The organism is Prevotella sp. AM34-19LB, from assembly GCF_003468525.1.
In the GTDB taxonomy this organism is placed as follows: Bacteria; Bacteroidota; Bacteroidia; order Bacteroidales; family Bacteroidaceae; genus Prevotella.
Map to the genome: position 1 here is coordinate 24,042 of NZ_QSIG01000009.1, position 18,121 is coordinate 42,162.

Sequence of the window (18,121 nt, forward strand, 5' to 3'; positions counted from 1 at the left end):
AAATGATACTTTTATGGCAACAAATGTAATTTTAGGACATTATTTAATCAGATAAGTCTTTCCTGGTTCTGTTTCCAAGTCATATTCATATACGTCAGGAATAGGGGCCTTCACTCCTTCTGCTATCCGATGCTGTTCCATTACAGGCTTCACTTCTGCAGATGCAAAAAGGATATTGGGACATATTCCTTCAGCCTTCTTCAGATTCTTCGCCTTCAGCGGAACGTAGGAGCGGAGACGCAGCACACCTCCGATGGTGGAGCGAATCTTCGCCTTCATCAGTCTGCCATTCTTCCAGTCCATATCCACCACAAAGCCGCCACGGGCACGAAGTCCCTTTACGCTTCCCTTGTTCCAGGCATCAGGCAAGGCAGGCAAGAGATGCACGGCTCCATCATGACTCTGCAGGAGCATCTCTGCGATGCCGGCTGTTACTCCGAAGTTACCGTCAATCTGGAATGGTGGATGGGCATCGAAGAGATTCGGATAGGTTCTGCCATCAGGATATTCCTTTGCCTGCGCATCAGATGGCAACAGACGAAGCATATTACTGATGATTCTGAAAGCATAATTGCCATCGAGCATACGTGCCCAGAAGTTCGTTTTCCAACCCAGACTCCAGCCCGTAGCCTGATCGCCACGATGCTTCAGAGTGGTGACTGCGGCATGGAACAGTTCCGGATGAGAGAAAGGAGAAATCTGATTAGATGGATACAATCCATAGAGATGCGAGATATGGCGATGCTCATTCTTCGGATCATCCGCATCCACAAGCCACTCCTGCAACTGTCCGTACTTTCCTATCTGCATCGGCGGAATCTGCAAAACCAGCTGCTGCATATCCTTGCGCTCAGCCTCATCAACTCCCAATACCTCAGAAGCCTTCACAGCATTGGTCAAGGCATCGAAGGCTATCTGGTTATCCATCGTGCATCCCGCCGTTACGGCAGTTCTCTTACCCATAGGTCCCTGTTCCGGACTCACCGACGGCACGGTTACCTTCCATTCGGTGCCCGGTAACTTCTGCATATAGTCAAGATAGAACTCAGCAGCACCTTTTATTACCGGATACCACTGCTTGAGGAAAGCCTTGTCGCCCGTATAGAGATAATGCTGCCAGAGATGGGTGGTGAGCCAGGCTCCGCCATTGGGGAACATGCCCCACTGTGCACCGTCCACCGGACCTGCTATGCGCCAGATATCAGTGTTATGATGTGCCATCCAGCCACGGCAACCATACATTTCCTTAGCCGTCTGTGCTCCCGTTACACTCAAATCCTTAATCAGCGAATACAGAGGCTCCGTGGTGTTACCAAGATTCGTTACCTCGGCAGGTCAGTAGTTCATCTCCGTATTGATGTTGATAGTATATTTACTGTCCCAAGGTGCATTTTTGCTGTCGTTCCAAACGCCCTGCAGGTTTGCCGCCTGTCCACCAGGCTGTGAAGAGGAGATGAGCAGATAGCGACCGTAATTATACATCAGCGCTACCATCGCCATATCCTTGCTGCCTGCAAATTTCTCCAGGCGCTGATTGGTAGGCAACGAAGCATTGATATCGGCTGGCAGAACCAGAGAAGAAGTAGCGAACTGCTTCTGGTAAGCCTCCACATGGCGTTTCTCCAACTGTGCATAGCTCATCAGTTTCACCTTATTTATATAGTCAGCATTGCGCTGGGCTGCATTGCCCGACACATCGTGATAGTTCACAAAATTAGTGGCAGCACTCACGATGATGGTTGCCTCGATGCCATCCGTCCTTACATCCGTCACACATTCGGCAGTGAGAGCCGCCTTGATGCCTTCCTGGTCTTGTCCCTTCACCTTCAGCATAACCCCAGAAGGCGTTTTCTGATTCAGATGTTCAAAAGGCGAATCCAGGGTAACATCGATATTCAAAGCCCCCTTTCTACTCGCCTTGATGTGGCAAACGATGACGCCATCAGCCAGCGAAGCAAAGGTAGTACGGGTATATCTTACGCCATCCATCACGAAAGAAGTCGTGGCAATCGCCCTCTTCAAATCCAAGTCGCGCACAAACTGCTCAGCCTTTCCCTGATTCTTCATGGTGATATGCAGATTTGCCATCGGCAGGAAGCGCATGCCATGAGGACCTGGGATGAAGGTCTGGTTGATGAGAGCAGCCGCCTCCTCTTCCCTGCCATTGAAGATGAGTTCCCTCACCTTTGGCAGATTCTCCAGGGATTTCTTACTATTGTTGTTATGAGGACCGCCACTCCAGAAAGTCTCCTCATTCAACTGGATATTCTCGTCCGTGGTTCCGCCATACACCATACCTCCCAGATGAGAGTTTCCGATAGGCAGAGCCTCCAGCCACTGCTGGGCTGGGGCGTTATACCAAAGTAGGGTGCTATTATCAGAACTGCTAGCCTTAGCCATCATCTTTACCGGAAGAAGGAACGCCAAAGCCATAGTTCCCACTATTATTCTATTTCTCACTACTATTCTGTTTTTGATACTCAAAACTATCCACATCCACATATCCGCCAGCAGCCTTTGTGGCATAATTGTAGATGGCGATACGGGTACCCATGAAGAGGCGGCGATAATCATACTGCATCTTGAAATCCTTGATGGCAGGAATCCAGGTCTTTCCATCTATACTATATAATAAGGTGGCGAGATCCTGATGAAGACGGAAATCGCAGCTCATCTTCAGATAGATGATGCTTGATTTCGTTGCCTTATCCTGCTTCAGATTCAAAGGCTGGCGATACACCTCCTCACGCTTCACATCGGTCACAGCCTTTTCCTTTTCAGTCAAAGCTACACTCTCCTTGGTACCCACCACAAAGAGTTTCTTGCCTTCCTTCACGATAGAGAGCAGAGCCGCATCACCCTGGAAAGCTGACAGACCAGCCACATCGCCATCCTTCATCCGGCTTACATCCATCTTGATGATTCCCTCACAGGTTGGTCCTTCAGTACGGGTACTGATGGTATTGGGAGCCAGGAAGATGTTAGGAACAACGCGGGATGTCTTCAGGCGGAGCCAGCCCTTGCGCTCTGTGAGCGACCAGGCATTATCCACAGGATTGTGGTTCCACTGCCACTGCAATTCCAGTTTATCCTTCGAGAAATCGTCGCTATACACGAGTCCCTTACCGTCATATCCCAATACAGGCTTCTGCATCTCGGCAGGAATATTGCCCTTCTCATCTGTCAGCATAGGCCATCCATCCTTCCAGGTACATGGCTCCAGCGTGAGCACTCTGCCCACACCACCACGGTCTTGGAATACGATGCCATACCAGTTGCCATCCTTATCATCTACAATCGTACCTTGTCCCACGCCATTGAATCCGGCAAACTCCGTTTCCAGAATCACCTTCTTTTCGTAAGGACCCGTTATTTTATCAGCACGATAACAAACCTCACGACGAGGATGTCCCTTGGTCCACGAAATCATCAGGAGATAATACTTGCCGTTGTGCTTAATCATGCGGGAGCCTTCGAGCAAGCCCGTTTCATCAGCATCACGCTCAAAGAGTTTACGATGGCTGCCCGGCACCACATCCGTCAGGTCGGCATTCAGCTGCACCATCTCTCCTGTGCCATAAACCACATACGCCTTGTCGTCGTCGTCGAAGAAGAGAGCGGCATCATGGAAATGCTGCAAACGGCTGTGGACAGTCCATTTGCCCTCGATATCATCGGCGGTGCAGATATAAGTCTCTCCACCGGGATTATCATTCGGAGCAAAGAGCGCATAGAACTTGCCACGATGATACTGCAGAGATGTTGCCCACTGACCACGACCATACACCGTACCCTCCTTCATGTCATACTTAGGTGAATCGGTAAGTTTAGGGAAGATATAGTTCACGGTTTCCCAGTTCACCAGATCCTTCGATTTCATGATAGGCGCACCCGGCATCAGATGCATGGTGGTGCTTACCATATAGAAGCTGTCACCCACACGGATTACATCCACATCAGGCACATCAGCCCAAACCACAGGATTGGCGAAATTCTTCTCAAACTTCCACCAGTCGAAATTGAAGAGTTTGCTTCCCTTCAATCCCTTGAATACGAAGTAAATATCATGCTTTCCTGTCACTTTCTTTAGCATTTGTGCAGAGAAAGTCTTCCACTTTTCCCAGCCACCCGTCTTGGTAACATCAAGTTTAGCTATCAGTTCGCCATCTTCCTTATCGAGATGAACCTCCAGCGAACCTCCAAGCGAAGAGCACGCTGCAGAGATAGCAAATGCATCCGGACTCTCATTTCCGAAATCCACCTCGCGTACCTTGATATAATCGCCTTCATGGATTTCAGAAATATAAACACCCGTATCATCGGTCTGCTCCGACTTCACTCCCTTAGAGAAAGCGATGGTTTCAGCCTCCTGACGCTTGTAAGGATTGAGGGTTGCGATAGGAGCCACTCCTTCCTGAGTATGGTGGATAATTGGGAACGTGCCGTCGGCATTATATTTGAATTCTTCCACAGCCACACTGCGTCCGAATCCGCCTCCCAGTTTACCCGTATGGTAGAAGAAATAAGACTTGCCCTTGAAGTCGGTCACACCGCAATGGTTAGTAAAGGAACCCGTATCTTCCAATGGCATGATTTCGCCCATATACTTCCATGGTCCGAAAGGCTTCTTGCTCATGGAATAAGCAATGTGCTCAGGCACTCCACCTGCAGCATAAAGCATATAATAGTTCTTGCCACGCTTCATGAACCAAGGTCCCTCGGTGTAGCAATCTTTATATTTTCGGGTAGAATCACGCTTCTCCACGTCAGGCGAACCGAATCCCTCCTCAGTCATCACGATTCTGCCCACTTCACGCTTTTCATCAACAGCTGCCTTAGCATCTATACCACCCTTGAAGCTGATCATATCTTTATTCAGTTTGGCATAGTAAAGATGCGGATTACCCCAATAAAGATAAGCCTGACCATCCTCGTCCATCCAGACGGTAGGGTCGATATTGTCCCAACTTCCATTATCGAAAAGCGGTTTTCCCAGCGCATCCTTGAACGGACCGGTAGGAGAATCTGCCACAGCTACGCCGATAGCCATTCCGCCCGTCAGTTTAGAGTTCGCACAGATATACCAGTAATACTTACCATTACGTTCGATGGTCTGTGCTGCCCAGGCACGGTCGTCTGCCCAGGAAAAAGAACTGAGGTCGAGCGGAGAACCATGGTCTGTCCAGTTCACCATATCCTTGGTGGAATACACACGCCATTCATTCATCCAGAAGAAGTCAGCCTTATCTTCATCATGACCGGTATATACATAGAGACGGTCTCCGACAACCAGAGGTGCCGGGTCGGTAGTTAACTGTGTTTGTACGATTGGGTTCTGTGCATAGGTAGCCCCCTGCATGGCAAGCAGCCATGCGCTTATCAGTAACGGCTTTCTGAAAGCCAAGATTTTCGTTGTATTCATCATTATGATTGTTTTTTCGTTTAATGCTGCAAAATTACAAAAAACAATCATAATGACTTTATAGAATGTTTCAAAAACTTTATTAAGTTTATCTTACTCCCCAAACTTCCACCAATCCAATACGATAGTCTTATCTTCATCAATCATAAAGTTCATACCAATCTTTTCCACGGTTTTGCCTCTTAGAACAAAAGCATCAGCATAATGCTTGTTGTTGATTTGGTCAAGAGCCTCTTGTGCCGACTTATTAAATTTCAGTTCTATCACATAGATGGTATCCTTTGTTTCCATCGTAATGTCTGTTCTTCCCCGGAAAGTATGCTGTTCCACCAATATTCGGAAATTCGTAAGCAGGGCAAAGATGATATACATTGTCTGCTGATAATGCCCCTCATAATCGGTATTATCGCAATAAGGTACCGTCTCCCAGAACGTTTTCAATAGCTGAAGAGCACCATCCATGTTACTCTTATTGATAAGAGCCGACATCTTGGCCACGGTCGTATTGCACATTGCAGACTTTGCCGCCAAATAATGCGGCAACATACTGCGATACAAACCTATCCTCACTTCTTTGTTTGGCAGAGCCAAGGTATAGAGTTCCGTTTCCGGATCATAATTCTTGATTGTGATATAACCACTCTGATAAAGCAAAGGCATGATAGTAGTCATCGTCTCAGTGGCTGCATCGAAATCATCCTTTGACGCATCCATCTGTTCACCCAGGTCAATCGGTGTAAAGTCATATTTTCGCATCATATTAAGGAGATAGGTAGGAGTGCCTGAGCCAAACCAATAGGAATCAACCTTTCGCTTTGAAAAGCAAGTGAGCAAGCTATATGGATTGAATATGTCAGAAGAAGGCCAAGCGAAATGATAGCCATCATAATTTTCCTTCAACTTTTCCAAAGTTTTATCATACGACAAGCCCAACACATCTGCCATCTGCTGAATATCTTCATGCATTTCTGTCACAAGTTCCTCCTTGGTAATGCCGCAAATGCCAGCATATTCTGTATCCATACTCACATTTGTAATATTATTGAGTTCACTGAAGATACTAAGTTGCGAGAACTTTGTGATGCCTGTCAAGAAGACGAAACGCAGCATACGGTCGCTATCCTTTAGGGGACTATAGAAATTGCGCATCACCTCCCTTAAGACGCCCAAACTAGTATCCTCATGTACCACATCAAGCAAAGGAGCATCGTATTCATCGATGAGCACAACGACCTTCTGCCCAGTCTGCTCATATACCGTTTTTATTAAATTAAGCATACGGACATTCGGGTCGGGAGACTCATTGACGATGCAAAATTTTTCTTCATTTACCTTTAATATATATAAGAGATAGCGCACCAATTGATCTTTCTCCATGTGCTTTCCACCTGCCAAACTAAAATGAAGCACAGGATATTCCGTCCAATCTTTTTCTAGCTTTTCGATGGCAAGCCCCTTAAAGAGTTCCTTCTTTCCCTCGAAATAGCTCTGCATAGTAGAGACGAGGAGTGACTTTCCGAAACGACGTGGACGCGCCAAGAAGAAATACTTTCCACTCGTATGAGTCATACGATAGATGTACTCCGTCTTATCTACATAGAGAAAGTCCTCCTCTCGAATCTCAGAGAAGGTCTGCATGCCTATTGGATATAACTTCGTTGCCATATTATCAACTATTTACCATTAACGTTGGCAAAGATAAGCAAAAATCCCGAAACCGCCAAGCGATTTCGGGATTTATTCTGTATTGATCTGTGTATCCAATACCTTGAAGGGAATTTTATCACTTTATCAACGTTTATCAAAGAGTTTATAGGATGTAACAAGTAAGAAGAGGATGCGTCATAAAATGAGATGAGGTGTTTTGGTTAAATCTCCAAACTTTTTGGGAGTTTTTCATCTTTTATAGGTGCCGATCGCTTACGTGAAAAAGTTTTTTAGCGAAAAAAGTCTCATAGTCTCATTTTTGTTTGAAAAATATGGCTTAAGCACTTGTTATATAAAGAATTAGCAACAATGAGACTTCTCTGTTTTAGCGCCGAGAAGTCTCATTGATGTATCATAGAAGTATCATTGACTGCACTTTTAGCTAATGCGTCTACTATTTCAGTTTTATGAAATTGATAGTGTCTACCTTTCTAGTTTATAAAGTAAAAAAGTGTCTACTGAAATCAGGAAAATTCAGTTCATCAGATGGTCCCTCTATGCCCTTCGGTTGGTCTGCCTGTGCCCGTTACACGGGCATCCGTAGCCCACCAAGTGGGCATCGACAGCCCCTGTGCTGGGCAACCACTGCCCATAACGCGGGCAACGAGTGCCCAAATATCGGACTCATTTTTGGGCAATATCCTTTTGATTCTTTGCGATATTTAAAATGCATTTTTGCTATGTTTAAAATGACTTTTTCTGATGTTTAAAACAGGGTTAAACTGGCTTTTCGCATACTGTGGTAAGCGGCTCCGCGTTTATACCTTGCATAATTCAAAAAAACAGTAACAGCTGATTAAACAAATGCTGCTACTGCTTTTTCCATCGGTTAGGAAGTAAGTCTCTATATTTTTCCAGTGGGGGATAGGCATCTTTACGAGTTGTAAAGAGCTTCTTACCATGTCGGAAAGAGTATCTTCTCGGGTTGGAGAAAGTATCATTCCGGGTGCAAGGAAGTAACTTCTCCAACGTTGCCACTAGGCTCGGCAGACCTGCTAACTGCAGTCAGCACCTCAGTCGAGCCTAGTGGGAACACCTTGTTGTCGTACAACTATAACCCATTTAGTCGTATAACTATACACCCTATAGTTGTACAATCGTAGCTTTATAGTCGTACAACTTCACCTTTGGTGAAGAGTGGTGAAGGGTGGTGAAGGGTCAGCGACACCCTTCACCCGTATAAACATCTAACTATTAGATATTTATACCTGATTGGTGAAGGATGAAGGGCGTTTTTGAAAGTAGCTTTCTATCCACCGCCTGAATCTTCTATCCACTCTTCTCAACTCCGGGTGCAAGGATACGAAATTACCTCCATAATCCCACATTATAGACACAGGAATTTACTGGTGCGCCCAAAAAACTTTATTATTTTTTCCATCTCTACCAATTATTATATAGTCCATACAAATCTGCATTGTATTACTTCTCACAATAATTCAAACTCACCCATTCACTTTTGAGGGTACAATATTACTTTTTTACCTCTTTTTTTAGAAGGATACATATATTGGTAATTTTTTGGAATACCATATAATTTTATATCAGGAGACACTAAATCTTCTGATTCTATGTAATTATAAAATCCAGAATATTGTCTTAACAGATATATGACTCGCGGATTTACAGAAATACTATCATGATGAACATTTACAACATCAAACCAGCGATTAATATAATATTTAGCATTGCCAATTTTTACGCTAAAACGCACATCAAATTCTTCTATCTTTTTATCATTTGTTTTTTTAAAACCATTATAAATACTATCAAACTCATTTTTAGGTATATAAGACATATCAACTTTATAATGTTGAAAATCTGAATCAAATTTTTTGGGTTCGACAGAAAAAGGAGTCTCCACCCCATCATAAAGGTAAGAAACCATAATGTCCTTTTTTAAAGAACAAGATGTCAACATAAATATGCAAAAAAATAATTTCTTCATACGCTTTTTTATTTTATACTAAAAGAGTTCTTCGTTGGAAAATTTTTCCCCTTATGATTTTTACGAATTCCCTCTTTATTTTTTCTTGCTGTTAAACTTTCATATCCGGTAACAACTCGTTTTTCTTCTTTATTATCATATTGATAATCCTTAGTTTGTTCCCTTTCTTTATGATTTTTGTGATTTAGCACATCATCAACGTAATGAGCAAATTCATGTTCCAAAATTGTTGCAGCAGATTGTTTATCTCCATTACTTAAAAGAAGTCCTTGACGAGATTGCCAAACTACATATTTATCTTTGCGACCATTATTTTGATAATAGCTCTCATTTTCTTTTAAATCTAAAGCATTAAACAGATTAAAATCAACCTGAGATTTTGCAGCTTCAAGCATTGCCTTACCACCACCATTATTTATATTGTAAAAATATGCCTGAATAAAGTCCCTTACAAATTGATTCTGCGGTAATTCTTTCGTTTCTTGTCCTGTAAAAACGAAAGATTGATCATTTCCGATTTTGTCTTTATACCACACAATAATTCTATTACCATCATCATCAATAGAATTAATCGGATTATTTCCACTATACAAATAAGTATTAAGAGGGTAATATTTGTCATACAAAGGCTCCATCCTATCCCAAGCCAATCTTGCCGCATCATACATTCTAGCCCCATGGTCATACCAATCCAACCCATGCATGTGGTCGAACTCCTTGCCGATGTACTTGTTTCTTTGCAACTCGCCTTTGTATGACAAGTCGCCATATACTCCACCGAATGGATAGTAATGATTCACTTGTTCTATCGTACCATTCTCATTCACCACCATCCTTACACTGCCGAGATGATCCTTCTCGTAATAATGGAAACTTGGATTCTGATTGTTATCGAAGGAGCAATAGCCACCATCGAAGAGATACTTAGATAGCTTTCCATCTTCGAGCACGAAGTTGCCAATGTAATCAGTCGTGTTTGCCACGACTGACTCATGAGTGGTTCGCAGTTTATTGCCTGCTGCATCATAGATATATTTCGTCTTGAAGCCATTAGAGAAAGTGATGCGCTTCAAGTTACCAAGAATATCATACTCTATATTGCTGATGCCCTTGTTCAAGTCCTTGACCAATGCGCCATTGGCATCATAGAAATACTCCACGTCCGCATTTGCTCCATCCTTGAAATCAAAGGAACCATTATAGAGTAAGCTACCAGCCTTATCGCTGATTGCCTTTATCTGGTTGCCGTTGTATGAGTACGTTAAGTCGTCTATGAGACCAAACGTCCCATTGTTTTTTCCCATACCACCAAGACCATTGGTTGCTGTCTCCACAGGATTCCCCAAACCATCATAATACGTAACAGTCGTTATGGCGTGAGTTCCATCGACGTCAAGCACGTCCTTACTCATCACATAGTTTTGAGTAGGACTTTGTGCCTTGACTGAAATGGCCAAGGCACAAAGAAACAACATGATACTTAAAGTTCTTTCAATTTTCATTTTCGTTTGAAATTATATGAATATCTGTGCAAAACATCTAAATGGTCTCCTACACTTGTAAGCCTGCCTTCTTAGTCAGATTTTTCTTAATATTCATAATTTACCATTATCTTCTTCAAATCCTTATCAGCCGAACTGCTGCCGTAATAAACCTCATACTTTCCTGCCTTGGCACGGACGGTATTGGTTGCAGCATCGAAGAGTTCGAAGTTTCTGCTATCCAGCGTGATGACAGCCTCAGCAGTCTTTCCAGCCTTCACCTCCACTCTCTCGAAAGCCTTCAAGCTCTTCAATGGTCCTTCGGTATCGGCAGGATCCTTCACATACACCTGCACCACCTCGGTCCATCCTTCTTTCCTACATTGCTTACCGGTACCTTCAGCGTAATCTTCTCACCCTTCTTCAAGATAGAGTTGGAAAGTGTAGCATCACCCATACGGAAAGAAGTGTAGCTTAAACCATATCCGAATGGGAAGAGGGCATCGTTCATATAACGATAGGTTCTACCCTTCATGCTGTAATCCTTGAAATCAGGCAACTGCTCTGAATTCTTATAGAACGTAATAGGCAACTTGCCGGCAGGATTGTACTCTCCGAAGAGTACACGAGCCACTGCCTCTCCACCTTCCTGACCAGGATACCAAGCTTGGAGAATGGCATCGCAACTCTCTGTCTCTGGAGTCAAGGCGATAGCCGAACCCGAACAGTTGACAAAGACAACCTTTTTGCCCGCCTCCTTCAAAGCCTTCAGGAAATTGCGCTGAACCTTAGGCAATTCGATGTTGGTGCGGTCACCACCCTTGAAGCCAGAAATCTCGATAGGCATTTCCTCACCTTCCAACTGTGGAGAGATGCCACCTACGAAGACTACTGTCTCGCAATCCTTCAACTGCTTGAGCGAAGCCTGATAGTCGATAGGATTCTCATGCCCGATATTGAACTTCATGTCCGCATTATAGTTAGGCATCTCGTGATAGCGAATCTCTATCTTATACTCCTTGCCTTTCTCGGCTTGGAACTCGATACGACTCTCGGTAGTGCGCCAGATAGAATGCTCTGCCTTCTTCTCACCATTCAGATAAACCTCGTAGTGACCGCAACCAGCCACGTCGAGCAACACCTTGTCTGTCTGCTTAGGACGGAACACGGTTTCATATTTTGCAGAGAAGCCCACCAGCTTCACATTAGGAGCGAAGGAGTGCTGACCATAGGTAGTTACCTGCACAGGATTCTTCTCCTGGGTGATGGTAACAGGCTTACCGTTCATTTCACGATTGTTCCAGAAAGTGCCCTTAAAGCCCATCTTGCCATCCATGCTACACTGGTCGAAGTAAGAATTCAAAACTTGGTCGTTCACCAAGTCGCATCCATTAAAGGTGACAACCTGGTTTTTCTTCAAACGACTCCTGATACCATCCAGGATGGTAATTGTCTGTCGTGGAGTACCATTATAGTTTCCCCACATCATCGGTTCGTTATCCACATTCGGTCCGATGAAAGCAATCTTCTTTACTTTTTTATTGAGAGGCAAAACCTCATTATTGTTTTGGAGCAGCGTCATGGTCTGCAGAGCCATATCGAGCGAGAGCTGGCGATGCGCCTTACTGCAAAGCACCGATACAGGAATCTTCGACCATGATACAATCTTGTTGTCATCCATCTCGCCCAAATCGAAACGACCTTCGAGCAGACGAATCACATGCTTATCAACTTCATCTTCAGTCAAGGCACCATACTCTACAGCCTCAGGCACAGACTTATATGCATAATTATATCCACACTCCACATCTGTACCAGCCAGCACGCCCTTGGCAGCCGCATTTCTGGCATTGCTCGAAACCTTATGATTCTCCCAGAAATCAGTAACAGCGCCACAGTCGGAAACTACCAGGTACTTGAATCCCCACTCATCCCTGAGAATCTGCTGCAAAAGGCGGGTACTGCCGCAGCATGGTTCATCATCCCAACGCTGATAGGCACACATCACCTCGCGCACTTTGGCATCCTGCACCAGTGATTTGAAGGCAGGCATATAAGTTTCCCAAAGGTCGCGCGGTGTAACATCGGTAATATTGTCTGTATGGCGAGCCCATTCTGGTCCGCTATGAATTGCATAGTGCTTGGCACAAGCCCAGAGTTTGCGGTATTTCGTATCTTCAGGTCCCTGCAATCCGCGCACCACGGCACATCCCATCCTACTGGTAAGATAAGGATCCTCACCATAGGTTTCCTGTCCACGTCCCCAGCGAGGATCACGGAAGATATTCACGTTTGGAGTCCAGACAGATAAAGCATGGAAACGGGTTACATCTCCTCCCTTCTGCTGCAGTTCATTCCATTTGGCACGCATCTCATCAGATGTTGCATCAAAGACTCTATACACCATTCTGTCGTTAAACGAAGCTGCCATTCCGATAGGTTCCGGAAAGACGGTTACATCTCCCATGTTCGCCACACCATGCAGTGCTTCGCTCCACCACTGGAATCTCTTGATTCCCAATCGTGGGATAGCCGGCGAATCATCCAGCATCAGAGAAGCTTTCTCTTCCAAAGTGAGACGACCACATAAATCTACCGCTCTCTCATGAGCCGAGAGGGCTGGATTCTGATAAGGCAACTGCTGCGCTGAGGCTTTGCCGGATGACATAGTCAGCACAAACATCAAAGCTGCGTATATAACTTTTTTGTTCATTGTAATTACTATTAAGCTATTAGTATATTAAATTGGGATTCATCATGAATTTATTGTTGCCTGAAATTCCATTTAGAATTGTCGCTGTTGAAATCGAAGGGAGCCAAGCCTGGAGTACAGTCGCCGAGTGAAACCAATGCCAGTTTCTCTTCAGTGCCTGGCACAGCCTTAGGCATGATGCGATAGGTGCCATCGGTGAGCTGTTCGATACGCCAAAGCTGGGCATCTTCACCCGTAAACTCAGGTTTGGCAATGATATCATGCTGAGCGGTTGCGGTAAGATAGCGAGTAGTGCCTTCTATGCAGATTTTATAATAAGGACCACCCAGATAACCACCCTTTCCGGCAGGCATGATACTCCACTTCTGATGAGGACGGAACATATAATCGTTCATTCTTACCTTCACCTCGCCCTTAGGCCATTCTGCCTCTACCTCCTTCAATGTCTGAGGTTCGATATTCTTCAGAGGCTTGGTCGGCTTGATCCAGAAAGGTTCGATATCACGTTGCATTCTCACGAAATCTACGGCAATCTCCAGGGCATAGCCTCTTCGTTCCGATTCTATCTCGTAGGTTCCGGCATGAAATTCATCACCAGCCACAGGCCAGTCGTTCTTCCACAATAAAGGACGGATAGCCAATACGCTTCGTCCTCCCTGTCTGAAATCAGACTCATAGTGGAATGACATCTTTTCTACACCCTCTTCCTCGATATAGCGTCCGAAGTGACCGGGACCCGTCTTCAGATTGTTGGCAGCAATCACCATCTTTCCACCGCCCTGCAACATCTCTCTGCCCAAATTATCTACGTATGGACCGGTTATCTTTCGCGAACGTCCCACCACGATATTGTAGGTAGAATTAGGACCATCGCAACAGGTGCCATGAGTGCCGAGAAGATAATACCAGCCATTGCGGTAAATCAAATCAGTAGCTTCGCAGTCGATGGCAATATTGACGGGTTCGTTGCCTTCCATCCGCTTACCCGTCTTCGGATCGAGTTCTACCAGACGGATAAATCCGAAATAGGTACCATAACTGAGCCAGAGTCTGCCAGTAGTAGGGTCGAGCAACAAGCCCGCATCAATGGCATCACAGTCTTCATCATCCAAGGATGAGGCTACCACCACCGGTTCAGTATATTTAAAATCAGGCGATTTCGGATCGAGCGTTTTGTTCCACATCGTCAGGACATCACCGCGATGACTGCCTCCCAATCCACCACCCGTAGCACTGTAGGCTACAAGATAACGGTCGCCAATCTTCAACACATCAGGAGCCGCTCCTCTGCCGGGACGAACAGCACCACCCTGCCAGGTCCAGCCATCCTCCGACCAGATTCCACCTTCACCCGTTCCAAAGGTATAATACTTTCCATCACACTGGGCAATGGTAGAAGGATCATGAATGAAAGGTTCACCCACCTGGGCTTCTGCCTCGTAAGCAGAGGAAGATAACAAGGCAACCAAAGCAGCGGCATAAAGTTTCTGCTGAGCAGCAACCGGGCTAAAATATCTGAAAAATATATTGTTCTGTTTCATAACTTTCTTTATTGATTGCACTACTTCACGTGAATAGACAGGTTTCTGACAGGCTTGCCCTGTCCGTCGATGAATCGGACACAGAAGTCGCTCATACCAGGACCATTGATTACCGCACCACGAAGAATATTCCTACCTTTCTTCAAGGTAAGTTTCTTAGAAACCACATCATCACGAACCATCCTTCGGTCGCCTTCGAGCATCACCGCCTCCTCACCATTGAGCCACCACATGGAAGCACCATTCGAGCCAACAGACAAGCGGACGTCTTTCATGTCCTCAGGGCAATCGATGATGGTAACCGCCCAGAACAAGACACCATACTTGGACTTCTTAAACGAAGTAGCGAAACGGAAGAGCTTCACATTAAACAGTTTACTGTCCAGCGCATGCCATTTCAGTTTTTCCTTACCCACCTTCACGACGGCTCCATCCTTAGGAACTGTTTCCATCTGTTTAGGGAAATACTGCTTATGGAATATCTCCTTCAGATAAGAATCAGTAAAAACGACATTGCTCTTGACCGGCATAGAGATTGGCTCCAGGAGCAACCATCTCTGAATAAAGCCAGCCGCATTAGGCATGACAGCCTGCTTGCCGACTGGTCCGAAATAAGGATTGATGTCTGCAGGTAAATTCCTATTTTGGGCATCCGCAGAGGAATGTCCAAAAAGGAATACACATAAACAAAACAATCTTACTATTTTATTGAAAAAGTTGTTCATAGACTATTCTTTTTATTTTTGAGGTTTGATAATCTGATAACGGCCACTCAGATGCATGAAGGCGAAGAGGCGCAACAGTCCGTCGTAGTAGCCATCGAAGAAGCCTGCTTTATCTGGCTCATGCTTGGCATTCCAGAAATGACTGACGAATTCCCTGCCCTTCACATGATTGCTGACCAATGAAGCCGCAGCCGAAGTGGCAACAAAACCGATGGAATGGCGGAGTGCCTTAGGAGCCGTACCTGCCGGCAGAATATCTTCTACCATCGTTCCATCTACATTATACTGGTCCAGGAAAGAATCAATGCCCTGACTATACAGGAAGTTCTGCAGCGTATTGGCATATTTCTGCTGCCACTCCTTATCCTTACAAGCCCAGGAATAATCGAGCGCTATGTTCATAGGCACTCGCCATGAGTCATAACGGAAAGCATCTCCCAACAACCGACCGGTCTTCATCAGACTGCCATCATAGTTGCAATAGTCCGGGTTCAAGCCCGTCTTCTCATTGATGCACTTATGCAGGAACTCACGGCTTTTCTCAGCACACTTCTTCCAGAACTGAGAACGTCCATCGTTAGCCCATTTAGCCCAAACCTCGTAAAAGGCAGGGAGATGGTAAGAAGGATCGGTAAACTTCCCACCCCAATGATCGGGCGTAAAGGTGATGAGCTGATGTTCGAGATTGATGAGCGGAGCTGTGCGGTCCATTCCCACCTTCTGCATACTACAATCCAGAATATTCTGCGCTTCCTTCAGATAGTTGATGCCCGTATCATTGCCCCATCGGTTGGATGCAAAGATGAGCGAAGTTACGAAATAGAGTTCACCATCCGATGCGGCTCCCTGCGCATTTCTCGTTCCATCAGTCTTGCAACTCCATGCGAAATAGCCCTTATAAGGTCCTTCCTGATGCTGCATGTATTTCTTGCTCCATCGCCAGAGGCGGTCGAAGATGTCCTTCTTGTCAAACTGCACGGCAGCCATCATTCCATACGACATGCCCTCGGTTCTCACATCATTGTTCTTCACATCGCTGACATATCCCATGGAATCGCCCACTTCGAAATAAACCTTGTTCTTACCATAGAATACATCATTAAATACTTCGTTCACCTTCCTGTCAATATCAGCCTGCTTATAGCCCATCTCGGCAAAGAGATTGCGATACTGATGAGTTTCGAAAGCTCCTTTATCCCAAGGCAAAGCAGCAAATCCCAGCCAGTCTACCTCTACATCGGCACCACTCTGCAAGGATACGTGTAGAGCATGGACACCTAGAGGAGCATGGAGCACCTGGGCACGGACATTCTTCCAGCCTGCCGACTTCGGAATCTTCACCTTAGCGATGATATTACCCTTCTTGCCATCGGCTCTGACTACGAGCACACCGCCCTTAACCGACTTGGCACGAACGGTGATTTCTTCCACCTTCTCATTACCGAAATCCACCTTATTATATATAAGAGCTGTATTCGATTTAGAGAAGAGAGTCTTCCATCCGGCAAAACAATTGTTTTTATCCAGATATTCAATACCAATACCCTTGCCTTGCAGCGCAGAATAACGGTCAATCTGAATATGCGAACGTGCCTTCGTCAATCCCACACCTCTTAGTGTAGGTATCACCTTCTGTATCGTTCCGTCAGGATTGAAGTTCAGAGAGTCGATTCGCACCGAGCGGTTCTTGTCAAACTTAGGCGAATAATCATTATGATGATAGAAGAGATACCACTGTCCCTGATATTCCACGATGCTATGATGATTGGTCCAGCACTTCGTAGGCGACTCATCCATGATGATGCCCTTGAACGTGAAAGGTCCCATCGGATGGTCAGCCATGGCATAAGCCAGCGTTTCGGTTCCATCCTTTTCACGTACCCAAGGGAAGGTGAAATAATATTTGCCGTTACGCTCGAAGACAAACGGGCCTTCCTTGAATCCCTCAGGCAACCCCTCTACCAGTTTTGGTTCCGAGGCAAGTTCCATCATGTTTGGTTTCAGCTTAGCCATGTGCAAACCTGCTCCCGCCCAGTAGATATAAGCCTGTCCGTCCTTATCTATCAGCACACAAGGGTCTATGCCGTGCACACCCTCTATGGGTTTCCACATCGGCATAAACGGTCCTTCAGGCTGGTCGGCAACCGCCACACCTATTCCGAATCCCTTCTCCTCCCCTTTCGGAGCAGCAGGGAAATAGAAGTAATATTTCCCGTCTTTCTCCACACAATCTGGAGCCCACATCGTATAGCTTCCATCCTGTACCCAAGGTACTTTATCCTGCGAAACGATGACACCATGATCCTGCCACTCAGTAAGATTGGTAGAAGAGAAAACGTGATAATCTGCCATGCAGAACCATTCCTTCAGTTTCTCGATAGGACTCGGAATGTCATGAGAAGGATAAAGATACATCTTCCCGTTGAATACGCGAGCCGTAGGATCAGCAGAATACTGTCCGCTGATAATCGGGTTTTGGGCTGATGCTCCTACCGCCATTGTCATCAACATTGCACACATCCATGTTTTCATACGCAAATTCCTTTAAAGAAGAAAAAAGGGAGTGTTTTTTTCAAAACACCCC

At 45.4% G+C, this 18,121-nt stretch carries 7 protein-coding genes and 2 pseudogenes; all 9 read right to left on the bottom strand.

Features of this window, described 5'->3' with window-relative positions; all coding sequences use genetic code 11:
• Positions 1-39: 39 nt before the first annotated feature.
• Positions 40-2,403: pseudogene (locus DW830_RS04425) on the bottom strand (glycosyl hydrolase family 95 catalytic domain-containing protein).
• Between the two features lie 46 nt (positions 2,404-2,449).
• On the bottom strand, positions 2,450-5,422 hold the full coding sequence (locus DW830_RS04430) for a family 43 glycosylhydrolase (protein WP_410524483.1): 2,973 nt from the start codon (positions 5,420-5,422) through the stop codon (positions 2,450-2,452).
• 93 nt (positions 5,423-5,515) lie between these two features.
• Positions 5,516-7,087: an ATP-binding protein gene (locus DW830_RS04435; protein WP_119249033.1), complete on the bottom strand. Its 1,572-nt coding sequence runs from the start codon at positions 7,085-7,087 to the stop codon at positions 5,516-5,518.
• A 1,495-nt stretch (positions 7,088-8,582) separates the two neighbouring features.
• The gene (locus DW830_RS04445) at positions 8,583-9,077 is read right to left on the bottom strand and encodes a hypothetical protein (protein WP_119249035.1); all 495 of its coding nucleotides are present in this window, start codon (positions 9,075-9,077) and stop codon (positions 8,583-8,585) included.
• A gap of 8 nt (positions 9,078-9,085) precedes the next feature.
• Positions 9,086-10,579 (bottom strand): RHS repeat domain-containing protein, encoded by a 1,494-nt coding sequence (locus DW830_RS04450; protein ID WP_119249036.1) that lies wholly within the window; start codon positions 10,577-10,579, stop codon positions 9,086-9,088.
• A gap of 86 nt (positions 10,580-10,665) precedes the next feature.
• A pseudogene (gene xyl3A / locus DW830_RS04455) lies at positions 10,666-13,271 on the bottom strand (xylan 1,4-beta-xylosidase).
• Between the two features lie 50 nt (positions 13,272-13,321).
• Positions 13,322-14,812 (bottom strand): family 43 glycosylhydrolase, encoded by a 1,491-nt coding sequence (locus tag DW830_RS04460; protein ID WP_119249037.1) that lies wholly within the window; start codon positions 14,810-14,812, stop codon positions 13,322-13,324.
• 20 nt (positions 14,813-14,832) lie between these two features.
• On the bottom strand, positions 14,833-15,537 hold the full coding sequence (locus DW830_RS04465; protein ID WP_119249038.1) for an acetylxylan esterase: 705 nt from the start codon (positions 15,535-15,537) through the stop codon (positions 14,833-14,835).
• 12 nt (positions 15,538-15,549) lie between these two features.
• Positions 15,550-18,069: a glycosyl hydrolase family 8 gene (locus tag DW830_RS04470; RefSeq protein ID WP_119249039.1), complete on the bottom strand. Its 2,520-nt coding sequence runs from the start codon at positions 18,067-18,069 to the stop codon at positions 15,550-15,552.
• Positions 18,070-18,121 lie beyond the last annotated feature (52 nt).